Genomic DNA, 14,764 nt, shown 5'->3' with positions numbered 1-14,764 from the left:
ACCACATCGATTCGGGGGATCACCGATGACTGTCACCCAGAGCCCGGCAAGACCTCGGCAGCGAGGCACCGTGCGGCAGCTTCCCCACCGGCTCCCGACGCCAGCCACCGAACCCGCCTACGACGACGAGACCCGCGTCGGCCGACGCAGCGAGCCGCTGACGCACGGATCGCTGGCACTCGACCTGTCCGTCGCCGAGCGCGCCCCGGCCGCGCGACACCTGAGCGTCGTCGGCGGCCGAGAGACCGACCGCGAGTCGGAGGACCCGTTCTTCGCACCGCAGCAGACCCCGCGGGTCGCCCTGCCGGACCCGCGGTCCTGGTCCGGCCGGTTCGTCCAGGCGCTGGTAGAAGTCCTCGCCGGTGACCGGCCGGTCGCTCAGCTGCTGCGGTGGACCAACGACCGGGTCTACAACGACGTGCTCGCGCGGGTACACACGCTCGCCCCGGCCGCCGGCGCGTCCCAGCGACCGGGCCGCGACCGGGCCATGGTCCGCTCCGTCCACGTCTGCGAACCACGCGACGGCGTTGCCGAGGCGGCCATCCATGTCAGGCACGGTGGGCGGTCCCGCGCAGTCGCCGTACGCCTCGAAGGCCTGGACGGCCGCTGGCGGTGCACGGCGCTTCAGCTCGGCTGACGTCCGCGCACACGAAGACGGCCGCTGGCCCGGTGCACGGGGGACGTATCCGCACCGGGTCGGGCGGCACCAACGGGGTGCACACCACACGGGGGTTGCACACCACACGGGGCCGTGTGACAAGCAGGGAGGGGCTGGCGAGCCGACCGGTTCGCCAGCCCCTCCGGCGTTCGTCGAACCTCGATGTCGTCCGACTCTTGACGTTTCGCTCCGTTTAACCGGGCCACGAAATGCTGTCTCAGTACGCTGCGGTCCCAGTGCGACGGGTCCTCGACTCGTCGCCCGACACCTCCACAGGAGACGGCCTTGGCGAGTCGTTCCGTCCATCTCGTCGGCAGCTACCCGGCCGACGACACCCGTCAGGCGATGACCACCACCGCGAACGAACGCGGTCGCTACCTGCGTAGCCTGCCCGACGGCGACGTCGGTGACCGGCGAAACTGGATCGTGCACATCGTGGAGGCGTTTCGCCGCCACCCCGACCTCGAGCTCGCCCGGCACGGCGACTGGTCCGGATACGACAATCGCCCGCTGTTCAAGGTGAAGCCGGGTCGCCGACTCTCCAGCGCCGCCATCGACACGGGCCACGCGGCCGCGGCCAAGGCGAGCTACCTGGACTTCCGCGAGATCCGGACCCAGAACGCCCTCGACCAGCTCACGTTCCAGGTCGGCATCCCCGGCGACCTCGATCTGGGGCTGTTCACGTTCGGCACCGTCGGCGCCTTCACCAAGCGCACCCTCTTCCGCGACGCACTCGCCGCGGAGATGGGCGAGATCGCGACGTGGAGCCAACGGGACGTGCTGTTCCAGTTGGAGATCCCGGTCGAGCTGATCATGGTCGCGACCGCACCGACGCCGTTGCGGGGACTGGCCGCGAACTTCCTGGCGGCGTCCGCGGTGCGGCTGGTGGCCGCGGCACCTCCCGGGTCCCGGTTCGGTATCCACCTGTGTCTCGGCGACCTCAACCACAGGGCCCTAAAGCGACTGACCAGCACGGCTCCCCTGGTCGCGCTGACCCGGGCGCTCGTCCGCTCCTGGCCGCGGGGCCGGGACCTCGAGTACGTCCACCTCCCGCTCGCCGCGGACGACCAGGTGCCCGCGACCCAGTCGACGTTCTACCGCGACATGGGCCGACTGGCGTCGCTCCCACCCGACCTACGAATCATCGCCGGACTGGTGCACGAGGACCAGGGCCTCGAGGAGCAGATCCGGATCCTGCGGATCGTGGAGAGCTACGTCGGCCGCTCGGTGGACGTGGCCACGGCCTGCGGCATGGGCAGGCGCGGTACGGACGCCGCGCGGCAGGCGCTCCAACGCGCCGCGGCCCTGGCGGAGTCCTGAGCCAGAAACAGTAGGAGCGCAACGCAGAGGGCTGACGGCTCCCACGAGCCGTCAGCCCTCAGTGTCTCTGTACTCGGTGTCCTGTGCTCCGCGTCAGCCGGTCATCCGGGCGCGGGTCTTCGGGTCACCGTGGCAGCGCTTGTACTTGCGCCCGGAGCCGCAGGGGCACATCGCGTTGCGCGGCGTACCCGCGTAGTTGGTGTCGGCCCCCGCGGCCGCGGAGCCGTTGCCGGTCGCCGGCGACTCGTTGCGCTGCTCCACGCCGCCCTCACCGTCGACCGTCGGGGCGGTGTACTGCAGGCGGGTCGGCCGCTGCGGCCCGGAAAGCCCGCGCGCCAGGAGGTGGGGCTGCTCCTCCGCCTCGGGTTCGACCGCCTCGGGTTCCTCGGCCTGCTCGGTCTCCGGAGCTGTCGGCTCGGCGACCTGGACCTCGAGGTTGAAGAGGTAGCCGACCGTCTCCTCCTTGATGGCATCCATCATGGCCATGAACAGGTCGTAGCCCTCTCGCTGGTACTCGACCAGCGGGTCGCGCTGGGCCATCGCCCGAAGCCCGATGCCCTCGCGGAGGTAGTCCATCTCGTACAGGTGCTCGCGCCACTTGCGGTCGAGCACGGAGAGGATGACGCGGCGCTCGAGCTCACGCAGGACCTCCGAGCCCAGCTCCTCCTCGCGGCGGGCGTAGGCGGCGTGGATGTCCTCCTGGAGCCGCTCGACCAGGAACTCCCGCGTGACGCCACCACGGCCGCCGCACTCCTCGTCGATGTCGGCGACGCTGATGCTGACCGGGTAGGTCTGCTTGATCTCGGTCCAGAGCTGGTCGAGGTCCCAGTCCTCGGCGAACCCCTCGGTGGCGCCGGTGACGTAGGACTCCACCGTGTCGTTCAGCATCGGCCCGACCTGGTCGTGCACGTCCTCGCCCTCGAGGACCCGTCGGCGCTCGTCGTAGATCACGTGCCGCTGGCGGTTGAGCACGTCGTCGTACTTCAGGACGTCCTTGCGGATCTCGAAGTTCATCGACTCGACCTGGGCCTGCGCCGAGGCGATGGCGCCCGTGACACGCTTGTTCTCGATCGGCATGTCGTCGGGGATCTTCAGGCTGGTGAGCACCCAGTCGACCCAGTCGGACTTGAACCGGCGCATCAGGTCGTCCTCGAGCGAGAGGTAGAACCGGCTCTCACCCGGGTCACCCTGACGGCCGGACCGGCCGCGCAGCTGGTTGTCGATGCGGCGCGACTCGTGTCGCTCGGTGCCGAGGACGTAGAGGCCGCCTAGATCGGTGACTTCCTTGTGCTCGGCCTCCACCAGCTTGCGGTGGCGCTCGAGCATCGGGCCCCAGGCGCGCTCGTAGTCCTCCGCGCGCTCGACCGGGTCGAGTTCGAGGTCGCGCAGCTCGGCGTCGGCGAGGAACTCAGCGTTGCCGCCGAGCATGATGTCGGTACCGCGGCCCGCCATGTTGGTCGCGACGGTGACCGCTCCCCTACGCCCCGCCTGGGCGACGATCGACGCCTCCCGGGCGTGGTGCTTCGCGTTGAGTACCTCGTGGGGTACGCCGCGCCGCGTCAGCAGGGTGGACAGCAACTCGGACTGCTCGACGCTGGTGGTGCCGACCAGGATCGGTTGCCCCTTGCCGTGGCGCTCGGCGATGTCGTCGACGACCGCCGCGAACTTCGAGTCCTTGGTGCGGTAGACCAGGTCGGCCTGGTCCTGTCGGACCATGCTCCGGTTGGTCGGGATCGGCACGACACCGAGGTTGTAGATCTTGTTGAACTCCGAGGCCTCGGTCATGGCCGTACCGGTCATGCCGGAGAGTTTGTCGTAGAGGCGGAAGAAGTTCTGCAGCGTGATCGTGGCGAGGGTTTGGTTCTCGTCCTTGATCGCCACGCCTTCCTTCGCCTCGATCGCCTGGTGCAGACCCTCGTTGTAGCGGCGGCCGTGCAGCATGCGACCGGTGTGCTCGTCGACGATCAGGACCTCACCGTCGATCACGACGTAGTCCTTGTCGCGGGTGAACAGCTCCTTCGCGCGGATCGCGTTGTTGAGGAACTGCACCAACGGGGTGTTGGCGGCCTCGTAGAGGTTGTCGATGCCGAGGTGGTCCTCGACCTTGTCGATGCCGGGTTCGAGGACGCCGATGGTCCGCTTCTTGATGTCGACCTCGTAGTCGGCATCCACCCGCATGCGCGCCACCAGCCGGGCGAACTCTTCGTACCACTTCGAGCTCTGCTCCGCGGGGCCGGAGATGATCAGCGGGGTACGGGCCTCGTCGATGAGGATGGAGTCGACCTCGTCCACGATCGCGAAGTGGTGGCCGCGCTGGACGCACTCCTCGATGCTCCACGCCATGTTGTCGCGCAGGTAGTCGAAGCCGAACTCGTTGTTGGTGCCGTAGGTGATGTCACAGGCGTAGGCCTCACGGCGCTCGGCCGGGGTCATCTGGGAGAGGATGACGCCGACGCTCAGCCCGAGGAACTTGTGGATCCGGCCCATCCACTCGCCCTGGTACTGCGCGAGGTAGTCGTTGACCGTGATCACGTGCACACCCTTGGCCGGGAGCGCGTTGAGGTAGGCGGCCAGCGTGGAGACCAGGGTCTTACCCTCACCGGTCTTCATCTCGGCGATGTTGCCGAGGTGCAGGGCCGCGCCACCCATGATCTGGACGTCGAAGTGGCGCTGCTTGACGGTGCGCTTGGCCGCCTCACGGACGGTGGCGAAGGCCTCCGGCAGCAGGTCGTCGAGGGTCTCGCCGCCGTCCAACCGGGTCCTGAACTCGTCGGTCATGCCACGGAGATCGGCGTCCGACATCCCGACGAAGTCCTCTTCGATGGCGTTGACCTGTTTGGCGATCGACTGCAGCTTCTTGAGGGTTTTGCCCTCACCGGCACGCAGGATCTTGTCGAGCAGGGCAGGCACGGACTCTTGGCTCCTCGTAGTAGAGGTCTCGACTACATTGCGTCAGTGGATGTGTCGTTGATGTGTATTCAACACCCGTGACGCGCCTCCAGCCATCGTAGGCGACGTACACCACCACCCTCACACGCCAGGCAACGGCGTAGACGTCCTGCCATGGAGATTTCGTCCAGGCTTCGACGGCTTTGCCCCAAGCCGGGCTCGTCCACGAGGATCACGGTCATGGATCCTGTGCGCCTCCCTGCCGGCCGGGTCGTCCTTCGCGTCCACCGGGACGAGGACATCGACGGTGTCCTCGACCAGTCCAGCGACCCCGTGTCCCAGACGTTCACGACCGTCCCGGTCCCCTACCACCGTGCTCACGCGGCGCAGTTCGTCCGCGAGATCATCCCCGACGGCTGGCGGCACGGCACCTACCTCGCTCTGGCAATCGCCGATGCGCAGACCGACGAGTACTACGGGACCGTCGACCTCACCCCCGACGGCTCCCGCGGCGCCGAGGTCGGCTTCGGGCTCCGGGCGGCGGCTCGCGGCCGCGGTGTGATGACGGCCGCGCTCCACGCGGCGGTCGACTGGGCCTTCGCGACGGACGGGCTGGCGCTCGACGTCCTCCAGTGGCGGGCCCACGTCGGCAACTGGCCCTCCCGCCGGGTGGCGTGGCGGTGCGGCTTCCGCGTGGAGGGCACCGTGCGGGGGCTGTGCGCCGCCCGCGGTCGGCGCTACGACGGGTGGATCGGTTCGCTGCGCTCCGGGGATCCACGACGGCCGAACACCCGGTGGTACGACGCCCCGACGCTGCGTGGGCGGCGGTGTGTCCTGCGCGGATTCCGGGAGTCCGACACGGCCGCCGTCGTCGCCGCCTGCTCCGATCCGGTGACCCAGCACTGGCTGGGCGGGCTCCCCCGTCCTTACACACACAGCGCCGGGCTCGGCTACATCCAGAGCCGCGAGGAGGAGCACGCGGGCGGCCGTGGTGTCTACTGGGCCGCCGCCGACCCGGTCACCGACGAGTGCATCGGCTCGTTCGGACTGATGGACATCGACGTCATGACCGGAACCGCCGAGATCGGGTACTGGACACATCCCGCCGTTCGGGGCCGTGGCGTCGCCGGCGAGGCGACCAGGCTGGTCGCCCGGCACGCGATGATCGCGACCGACGACGGCGGCCTCGGCCTGCGCCACCTCACCCTGCGCGCCGCCGCCGGGAACGTCGCGTCGCAGCGGGTCGCCGAGCGGGCCGGGTTTCGGCGGGTGGGCGTATGGCGTTCGGCCGAACGGCTTTGCGACGACACCTACGACGACCTGGTCGGCTTCGACCTGCTCGCCGACGACCTGACCACGAGCGGCCCGGACCAGAGATAGGGACGAGACAGGGACAGAGGTAGGGAGCTGTCCTCCGCGGCCTCGCGGAGGACGGCAGGCATGACAAGGGGCGGCTGTCTCCCACGCCGGACAGCCGCCCCTCGAAGGTTCCCGGTGGCCTTCGTCGCGAGCGGCCCCGGGTGCGCGGGGACTGGCGACTGCGACGTGGCCCCGCCGAGTGCGAGTAAGAGCATGCCACGGGTCCCCTCGACAAGGGAAGTCGGGGGAGAATTTGCGGCGATGTAATCCGTTGGCCACCGTCGCGCCGCCCGAACCAGAGCCTCAGGAACGCCCGACCGGACCTGCGGAGAGCTCCACGAGCGCCTCGGGCAGCTCCGCGAGAGACGCGATCCGCGCGTACGAGCGGGCCCCCTCGGGACACTGTTTCCCGTCCCGGTTCAGCCAGATTCGTGCCAGCCTGCGTCCTCGGCCCCCACGACGTCGGCCTCGAGTGAATCACCCACCATCACCATCGGGACGGCTGACCTGGACGACGACCCGCTCGGAGCGGCCACCGTCCGCGCGGCCAGGTCGTAGAGCCGGCGGTCCGGCTTGGTGAGGCCGTGGTCCTCGGCGAAGAGGACCACCTCGAAGCGCCCGCCGAGTCCGCAGCGCTCCGGATCGGTGTTGCCGTTGGTGAGGAGACCCAACCGATACGTCGCCGCGAGGGAGTCGAGGGCGGGACGTCGGGATAGACCTCGATGTCGTCGAAGCGGTGCCGCATGAACAGCGTGTAGAGGTGGGCAGCGAGGTCAGGGTCGGGTGCCCCGCACCTCGCGAGCGTCCGGTCGAGGCCGGCCCGACGGATCTCCGCCAACGTGGTGCGGCTCCCCCGACGCTCGGCGGCGACGGCGTTCCGGTCGGCCGTCAGTGTCTCGACGCTCAGCGCGTCGCTGACTGGCGACGGCCGGAGTCGGCGTATCTCGCCCAGCACGATGCCCAGCGCATGCCGCAGGACACCCTCGAAGTCCCACAACGTGCCGTCGCCGTCGAAGAAGAGGAACGGGGTGGCGCTCACGCGAGGAGGGCCTTGCGCAGCGGCCGGGCGAGATCGCCCCGCTCCCGCACCTCCACGTCGGACAGGCCGAGCCATTCGGCCATCGCGGAGAGCTCGGCGGCCAGCTCCTGCGCGGTGTGCGGCGGCGCGTGCTCCTCGGCGAACGCGGACTGCACGCGCAGAACTCCGGCGGACCGGTCGGCCTTCAGATCGACGCGGGCCACGAGCTGGTCGCCGAGCAGGAACGGCAGCACGTAGTAGCCGAAGATCCGCTGCTCGGCGGGCACGTAGATCTCGATGCGGTAGCGGAAACCGAACAGCTTCTCGGTTCGGGTGCGTTCGAAGACCAGGGAGTCGAAGGGGCCGACCAACGCGCGGGCGTCGACCCGGCGGGGCAGCCGGGCCTGCGCGTGCAGATAGGCCGGGCGGTTCCAGCCGGCCACCTTGACCTGGGTCAGCTCACCGGCCTCGACGAGCTGGGTGACCGCGAGTCCGGCCTCGGCCGCGGAGAGCCGGAAGTAGTCACGCAGACACTGCAGGGTGGCCACGCCGTGCGCTCGGGCCGCGATCCGGACCAGTTCACGGTGCGCTTCCTCGACCGTTGGGGTGGGCGCGGCGACGATCTCGGCTGGAAACACCCGCTCGGGCAGGTCGTAGACGCGCTCGAACGCGGAGTTGCGCCGAGCCGAGGTGACCTCGCCGCAGTAGAAGAGAAACTCCAGCGCGGTCTTGACGTCGCTCCAGTTCCAGCCCCAGTTGTCCCGGCGGCGGGGAACGTCGACCTCGATCTCCCGGGCGGTCAGCGGGCCCTTGTCACAGACCTCGGCCTGGACCCATTCGACGAAGTCGGGCTTCTCCTCAGCGATCCGGCGAATCGACCCCCAGGCCTGCTGGGAGGCTCGGTCCATCCGGAACCGCAACGCGGGTTGGGTCGTGACCGGGACGAGGGACGCGACGTGGGCCCAGTATTCGAACAGCCGGCGCGGTGCTCGACCGCTCGCCCGGTCGAGCAGGCTCGTCGGATAGGCGCCGAGCCTGCTCCACAGCGGGAGATAGTGGGCCCGACTCAGGACGTTGACCGAGTCGATCTGGAGCAGACCCACCCGGCGCAGGACGCGCTCGAGCGAGCGCGCGTCGGGGCGTCCACGGGGCCGCGGATCGGCGAACCCCTGGGCAGCCAGCGCCACGCGCCGCGCCTGGTCAACGCTGAGGATCTCCACGGGAGGACATGCTGGCACTGCCCACCGACATCGCGCTCGACCCGCGTCGCGCGGCCCGGATCGGTAGCTGTCCGCTCAGGCGGCGGCGCGGTGGGCGACCAGCCGAACGACGGCCGCGACGTCCTCGATCGGGCTGTCCTTGTCGACCTGTCCGTCGGCGCCGGCACGACCCACCGGGTCCGGCCCGCGACCGTCCGCGCCACCGGTGAGCAACACCACGCGCGTCGCCGAGGCGGCCGACTTGATCAGCCGGCAGACGTCGCCGCCGGACAGACCCTGGCCGAGGAGCACGACGTCGGGAAGGTGCTCGGCGACGAGGCGAACCGCCGCGTCCGCATCACTGGCCTCGCCCACGACGTCGATGTCGGGCACCTGGTCGAGCAGAAGACACAGTCCCCTGCTGAACAGCTCCTGGTCGTCGACGACAAGGACCCGGAGGGGAAGTGCCGCACCTGGTCCCGCGCACGTGTGCGAGGCCTCGGTCATCGACGCATGATGACACGGCTCCCGCAGACCTTGAGTCCGTTTTTGTCTGAAGAATCCGTCCGTCACAGGACTCCGCACCTTCGTCTCGGCATGGTCTGGGCCAAGAGCGCGACACCGTGGACGGGCGGTACTCCGACTCGTGACTACCTCCGCCTACGTGCCGCGGACCACCCGATGCTAGGACGACGACGCCGGCAGCCGGGATGCGGGCCAGGTGAGAGGCCCGCATCCCGACCGAACACCGGCTCCGGTGCCCAGGTCGCGGGGGCGCCGCGAGTCGGGCGGTGAGGTGGGCGAGCGCCCTAGAGCTGTCGGTACGCCTGGCCTTCGGCACCGCCGAGCATCGCGGCGGCGCTCTCCTCCTCGAGCCGGATCACGCCGTAGTCGTAGCCACGCCGCCGGTAGACGACGCTCGGACGGTGGCAGTCGGCGTCCATGAAGAGGTAGAAGTCGTGCCCCACGAGCTCCATCTCGTAGAGGGCCTGATCGAGTGTCATGGGTGTGGCGGCGTGTGCCTTCACCCGAACCACGAGTGGCCCGTCACCGGTCACCTCGATGCCAGCCGCGACCTCGTCCTCCGACCCTTCCTCGGTGGTGAGGGTGGTGACGCCGTTCTGTCGGGGACGAGCGGCCTCGACGGCGCCCATCGACGCGGTTGTCTCGTCGAGTGGGCCGTTGGTGGCCCTGGCCACTGACATGGGGGTTCGGGAGCCGTGGTGCACACGTCGTCGGTCTGCGGCCTTGCGTAGTCGCGCGAGCAGTTTGTCGAGAGCGAGGTCGAGCGCGGCGAACGGGTCCTCGGCCGAAGCCTCGGCCCGCACGAGCGGCCCACGTGAGTAGACGGTCAGCTCGACGCGTTCGGACTCACTGGCCGATCGGGTGTGCTCCTTGGAAACCTCGATCTCGATTCGGATCGCCCGGGCTGTGAAGGGCTCCAGGCGGGTGAGCTTGTCCTCGACATGACGACGGAATCGGTCAGTCACCGCACAGTGACGACCAACGACCACAACGTCCACGTGAACCTCCCCAATATCGAACTCTCCGGGGTCTGCACGTCTGCCGGGCACCGCGGGGAGAGACCGGCAGGCGCAGTTGCGTCATACCCGCTCTTGCGTGTGTATATGACGGTCTCTGGCGTGATATAGCGAATTCATGATGGGAGGCGCCCGCCCGGCCGACCTGGTCTTCGTCCCCACATCCGCCTGCGGAGGGTCTCGCGGCGGCACTTGCGTTGGATGCCACTAATCCCCTTCTCCCGGGACGGAGGGCATCGGACCCTCCGGCGGGGCAGGGCTTACTTCTAAGCCGCACCGTGATCGGTCGACAAGAAGTCGCCTTACGTGGGCCGTTTTGCCTGCGGCTGGCGTCGGCTTGCCGAACGTCGGCCAAAAGGTCGACCTGTCGTCCGGCGCAACCACGGACCCGGGCGGGTGCCATGTCGAAACGCTAGCGCCATGCGGCTGAAGTCGAAACCCGGGAGATCGGCGAGTCGTCACCCGACCCGGCCAGAAGCCGGGCGATGCCGCCTCGTCGCCGCGACGACCGCCGCCGCGGCCACCTCCACGCCGGCCGCTCGGAGTACCCGGGCCGCTTCGGCCAGTGTCGCCCCGGTGGTCACCACGTCGTCGACGAGGACGACGGACCGGCCGGCGAGCCGATCACCCACCCGTCGCCGCACCTGGAAGGCGCCGGCGAGGTTGGCCCGGCGCCGCGACGCGTCCAGGCCGGCCTGGTCGGCGACCGGCCGCGCGACGGCGAGGACCTCACCGACAGCGACCACCCGACCCTGTCGCCGACGCACCCCGGCCGCCCGGCGCGTGATCCGCAGCAGCGGGTCGTGACCACGCTGACGGACCACGGACCGTGTCGAGGGGATCGGGACGAGGACGGTGGGTGCGGGTCTGGTTTCCGAGCCGGTCGCGGCGGCGACCGCGCGGGCCAGTGCCGCTCCCAGTGGCGCCGCCAGCGTCGTACGGCCGCGCTCCTTGTGCGCGAGCAGGGCGGCACGGACGACACCGGCGTAGGGCGCCATGGCCCAGACCGGAGGTAACCCCGACGGCTCCGGATCGGGGACGGCCCGAAACGCCGCCTGGCGTAGGTGCGGCTCGCATTCCTCGCACAGCGCCCGGCCGGGCCCTCCGCAGCCGACGCAGCGGCTACCGAGCACGAGGTCGGCGAGGTCGTCCCGGACCAGCCGGCCGACGAGCGTCGACCAGCCGCGCGCACGCGTCGTCAGCCCGGGTAGGCCGGACACGTGCCCTCCCCCCGCCTGCTCCACATGTAGGTCTTGTCCTCGCGATGGAGCGCACCGTCGGTACCACCGAGGATCAGCGGCTGTCCCGGCGCCGCGGCGACCGCACTGGAGTCCGGGCCGGTCAGCGGATCGACCTCGTAGCCGTCCACGCTGACGATCGTCGCGCGTGGTGGCGCCTGCCCGTCCGCACCCACCACCGTGACCCGGTCGAGGTCGGACCACGCGAGGTCGGTCATCGACGTCATCGGCAGTGGGAGTTCGCGCAGGCCACGGACCGCGACGCCCTCACCGCGCTCGACCCGACCGACCACCAGCACCGTCCGCCCACCACGCTGGACGAGGGCGGCGACCCGGGCACCCTCACGGGACACCTTCAGGGCGCGGACGTCGTTCCCGGACAGTCCGGGCGCGGCGACGGGTACGGCCTGCTGGGAGTCGACGGCGACGATCCGCGCGTGGCCGGCGTTGCGGTCGACGAGCCAGACCTTGCTGTAGCGGTCCCAGGAGGGCTCGAGGATGTTCTCGCCCTGCCAGATCACCCGCGGCTTGTTGGCCTGCGAGCCGTAGACCATCACCTGACGCCCGTCCGCGGACACCGTGGCCAACCAGTCGGCCGAGCCCTTCGTGTCGGGGTCGAGGGGCTGGGCGGAGCCGCGCTCGCCGACGACGCTCACCGCGATCGAGCGCGCGGAGATCTTGCGGCCGGCCAGGCTGCTCACCGGGACCAGGGAGTTGGCCCCGATGATGACGACCCGGTCGCCTGAGAGCGCGTAGGCCCCCTGCGCTGCGGTCGCCACCTGGGGGTCGTAGGTCGCCCAGTGCTCGCGGTCGGTGGTCGACCCGACGCCGGAGACACTGAACTGGGCCCGCCCGACAGTGACCGCAACCCGTTTGACCTGGGGGATCTGGTCGAGGGTCCAGGTGAGCTGCGCGAGCAGGTAACGGCGTTGGGGGTCGTAGAGCCCGTCCACCTTCGGATCGAGATCGACCGTGGCCACCTGGCGCTCGACCGACACCGACGGGGCCGCGAGTGTGGTGCCGTCGGGGAACGCCGAGCGCACCGCCGGCCGCAGCCACTTCGACGGACCGCGCAGGAGGGCGTTGACGAGCAGCGTCTCCACGTGACCGCGGATCGGCAGGTAGATCGGGTCCGGCACGAGGATCTCGAACTCGGGGTCGAAGAAGTACAGGTTGTAGCGCTGGTACTCGCGCTGGAAGTTGTAGATCGACATCACCAGAGCGTCGGGGGGCTTCCCGACCCGCCACTGACCGTCGACCTTGGTCATGCCGAGGTCGATCGCGAGCTTCTGTCCCGGCCTGGCCGACGTCCAGTCTCCGTTGACGCCGAGGTCACCGACCTTGGGTACGTCGATCACGACGTGACCGGGCTTGGGCTCGGCCAGCGGCAGCGTGGCGCTGTCGTAGATGAGGACGCGCGTCGGCTGCCAGCGCTCGCTCACGGCCGGGCTGAGGTACTTGCGCGCCACCGGTTGCCCGGCCTGGTAGCTCGCCATCGCGTCGAGGAACCCGCGCGCCACCTGCTGCGCGCTGTCGCTCGGATCGGGTCCGTTGACCAGGACTGGGAGCGAGGTCTGGGTGGCCTCGTGCGTACCCATCGACTCGAACCGCACCGGGCCGTCGACGGGCACACTCGCGCAGCCCGTCACCAGCCCGAACACCCCGAGCGCACCCGTCCTCAGCAGCGTCCGCCGACTCCACCGCGCCGAGGCCTCCTCCGTGGGCGTCATCCGACACCTCCGGCCGCCGCGCCCGGCGCAGACACCCTCGGGCGCTCCAGCCGCTGCTCGGTCGTCCCACCCGGGACCAGCGGAATCGGCGAGTGAGTGAGCGCCTCCCCCACGGTCCGCGGAAGCGTGAGGCGGAAGTGCGCGCCGCGGCCCGGCTCACCCCAGGCCTGCAGCCAGCCGCCGTGCAGGAGGACGTCCTCCAGAGCGATCGCAAGGCCGAGGCCCGTCCCGCCGGTGGTGCGGGCCCGGGCGGGGTCGGCCCGCCAGAAGCGTTCGAAGACCATCGCCGACTCACCCGGCTTCAGGCCGATGCCGTAGTCACGCACCGAGACCGCGGTCGTCTCGTCGTCGCCCCCGACCCGAACGACGACGTCGCGACCCTCGCCGTACTCGAGCGCGTTGATGACGAGGTTGCGGAGTACGCGCTCGATCCGGCGCGAGTCGACCTCGGCGATGGCCGGGGCCTGCGGCAGGTGCAGGTCGATCCGGCTGCCCTTGCGGGCGGCGATCGGCCGGGCGCCGTCGACGACCCGGCGTACCAGGCCGCGCAGGTCGAGGTCCTCGAGTTCGAGCGCCGCCGCGCCCGCGTCGAACCTGCTGATCTCCAACAGGTCGCCGAGCAGCGCCTCGAACCGGTCGAGCTCGGCCTGCAGCAGCTCGCAGGCGCGGGCCACTCCCGGCTCGAAGTCCTGGCGTGCTTCGTACAACACGTCGGCCGCCATGCGAACGGTGGTGAGCGGGGTGCGCAGCTCGTGGGAGACGTCGGAGACGAACCGTCGTTGGACGCGCGACAGTTCCTCCAGCCGGCGGATCTGGCGCTGCAGGCTGCTGGCCATCTGGTTGAAGGACGTCGCGAGCCGGGCGAGGTCGTCCTGGCCGCGTACGCGCATCCGTTGGTCGAGCAGGCCGGCGGCCAGCCGTTCGGCCACCTGGCGGGCGAGCCGGACCGGTGTCACGACCTGCCGGGTGACGAACCACGCCACGCATCCGAGCAGGACGACGATCAGGACGCCGACGGCGACCAGGGAACGCCGGAGCAGGTTGAGGGTCTCCTCCTGCTGCTGGAGGTCGAAGAGGTAGTAGACGTTGAGGGTCGCGCCGCTGCGCGGCTCGTGCAGCTGCGAACCCACGGCCAGACCGGGAACGTCGTTGCCCGAGGCGCGGCGGATCAGCGTGTAGCGGTAGGCCACCTTGTCGCCGCGCACCTGGGCCCGCAGGTCGGAGGGAACGCTGGTCGGCAGCACGGTCGCCCGCGTCGAACGCGAGACCGTCTGAGAGCCCCCGACCGCCGGAAGCACGTCGAGGACGACGTCGTAGAGCCCACCGGAGGCCCCGCGCAGCGCGATGTCCTGGGCCAGCTGGGTGGTGAGTTCGCTCGGGTCGCCGCTCGGCTCGGCCGCGTCGATGGCGCTCTGGGCCGTCCGGAACCCGGCCGAGGCCTCACCGACCGAGGCGGCGACCTTGGCGTCGAGGACTCCGTCGGTGACCTGGCGCAGCAGGATCCAGCCGACGAAGACGGTGACGAGCGCCGACAGCAGCAGCGTGGACAGGACCACCCGCAGGTGCAGCGAACGGCGCCAGACAGCGACTGACCGGCGGATGAGGCGGGCCGCCGGCCACAGCGTCCTGTCCAGCGTCTGCATGGGTGTCCAGGGGAGGTGAGATGCGATGTGACTCGATGCTTGTGAACCACTGCTGTGCGTGACGACTGGTTCGGGCGTCACATCATCACGCGTTGCACAGACTGTACGAGGTGGTGCAAGTCGCCGCGCGTCCGTGACGAACCCGGACCGCGGCCGGGGTCCAGCCAAG

The 14,764-nt window shown here is 70.2% G+C and carries 11 protein-coding genes; 3 read left to right on the top strand and 8 right to left on the bottom strand.

Annotated features, from left to right (window positions below):
* The first annotated feature begins 25 nt into the window (after positions 1 to 25).
* Entirely contained in the window at positions 26 to 637 is a 612-nt protein-coding gene (locus tag HEB94_RS22515; protein ID WP_192751730.1) for an Rv3235 family protein, read from the top strand.
* Positions 638 to 943: 306 nt separating this feature from the next.
* The gene (locus HEB94_RS22510; RefSeq protein ID WP_192751729.1) at positions 944 to 1,978 is read left to right on the top strand and encodes a hypothetical protein; all 1,035 of its coding nucleotides are present in this window, start codon (positions 944 to 946) and stop codon (positions 1,976 to 1,978) included.
* A gap of 93 nt (positions 1,979 to 2,071) precedes the next feature.
* On the opposite strand, the gene secA is transcribed toward HEB94_RS22510, so the two are convergent.
* Positions 2,072 to 4,888 (bottom strand): preprotein translocase subunit SecA, encoded by a 2,817-nt coding sequence (gene secA / locus HEB94_RS22505; RefSeq protein ID WP_192751728.1) that lies wholly within the window; start codon positions 4,886 to 4,888, stop codon positions 2,072 to 2,074.
* 219 nt (positions 4,889 to 5,107) lie between these two features.
* Here secA and HEB94_RS22500 point away from each other — a divergent pair, with 219 nt between their 5' ends.
* The gene (locus HEB94_RS22500; RefSeq protein WP_192751727.1) at positions 5,108 to 6,247 is read left to right on the top strand and encodes a GNAT family N-acetyltransferase; all 1,140 of its coding nucleotides are present in this window, start codon (positions 5,108 to 5,110) and stop codon (positions 6,245 to 6,247) included.
* Between the two features lie 398 nt (positions 6,248 to 6,645).
* On the opposite strand, the gene HEB94_RS54655 is transcribed toward HEB94_RS22500, so the two are convergent.
* The 7 genes from HEB94_RS54655 to mtrB form a co-directional block, all read right to left on the bottom strand.
* On the bottom strand, positions 6,646 to 6,897 hold the full coding sequence (locus HEB94_RS54655) for an HAD family hydrolase (protein WP_192751726.1): 252 nt from the start codon (positions 6,895 to 6,897) through the stop codon (positions 6,646 to 6,648).
* A gap of 364 nt (positions 6,898 to 7,261) precedes the next feature.
* Positions 7,262 to 8,464, bottom strand: coding sequence for a DNA glycosylase AlkZ-like family protein (locus HEB94_RS22490; protein WP_192751725.1), 1,203 nt, complete (start codon positions 8,462 to 8,464; stop codon positions 7,262 to 7,264).
* Positions 8,465 to 8,539: 75 nt separating this feature from the next.
* Complete coding sequence (locus HEB94_RS22485) at positions 8,540 to 8,950, bottom strand: response regulator (protein ID WP_192751724.1); 411 nt, start codon at positions 8,948 to 8,950, stop codon at positions 8,540 to 8,542.
* 302 nt (positions 8,951 to 9,252) lie between these two features.
* On the bottom strand, positions 9,253 to 9,966 hold the full coding sequence (gene hpf, locus HEB94_RS22480; RefSeq protein WP_192751723.1) for a ribosome hibernation-promoting factor, HPF/YfiA family: 714 nt from the start codon (positions 9,964 to 9,966) through the stop codon (positions 9,253 to 9,255).
* 476 nt (positions 9,967 to 10,442) lie between these two features.
* The gene (locus tag HEB94_RS22475; RefSeq protein WP_337917912.1) at positions 10,443 to 11,204 is read right to left on the bottom strand and encodes a ComF family protein; all 762 of its coding nucleotides are present in this window, start codon (positions 11,202 to 11,204) and stop codon (positions 10,443 to 10,445) included.
* Positions 11,183 to 12,952, bottom strand: a complete 1,770-nt coding sequence (locus tag HEB94_RS22470; RefSeq protein ID WP_192751722.1) for an LpqB family beta-propeller domain-containing protein — start codon at positions 12,950 to 12,952, stop codon at positions 11,183 to 11,185. Before HEB94_RS22470 ends, HEB94_RS22475 begins: the two co-directional genes overlap by 22 nt.
* Complete coding sequence (gene mtrB, locus HEB94_RS22465) at positions 12,949 to 14,595, bottom strand: MtrAB system histidine kinase MtrB (RefSeq protein WP_192751721.1); 1,647 nt, start codon at positions 14,593 to 14,595, stop codon at positions 12,949 to 12,951. The genes HEB94_RS22470 and mtrB overlap by 4 nt, the downstream gene beginning before the upstream one ends.
* Positions 14,596 to 14,764: the final 169 nt, after the last annotated feature.

It is taken from the genome of Actinopolymorpha pittospori, from assembly GCF_014873875.1.
Lineage (GTDB): Bacteria > Actinomycetota > Actinomycetes > Propionibacteriales > Actinopolymorphaceae > Actinopolymorpha > Actinopolymorpha pittospori.
Note: the sequence above shows the minus strand (reverse complement) of the source record. Positions and strands in the feature narration are given on the sequence as shown.

Bases quoted from the DNA above. Each gene is read 5' to 3' on its own strand.
- HEB94_RS22515 (WP_192751730.1), top strand. From the start codon at position 26: ATGACTGTCACCCAGAGCCCGGCAAGACCTCGGCAGCGAGGCACCGTG.
- HEB94_RS22500 (WP_192751727.1), top strand. From the start codon at position 5,108: ATGGATCCTGTGCGCCTCCCTGCCGGCCGGGTCGTCCTTCGCGTCCAC.
- HEB94_RS22485 (WP_192751724.1), bottom strand. From the start codon at position 8,950: ATGACCGAGGCCTCGCACACGTGCGCGGGACCAGGTGCGGCACTTCCC.
- HEB94_RS22470 (WP_192751722.1), bottom strand. From the start codon at position 12,952: ATGACGCCCACGGAGGAGGCCTCGGCGCGGTGGAGTCGGCGGACGCTG.
- mtrB (WP_192751721.1), bottom strand. From the start codon at position 14,595: ATGCAGACGCTGGACAGGACGCTGTGGCCGGCGGCCCGCCTCATCCGC.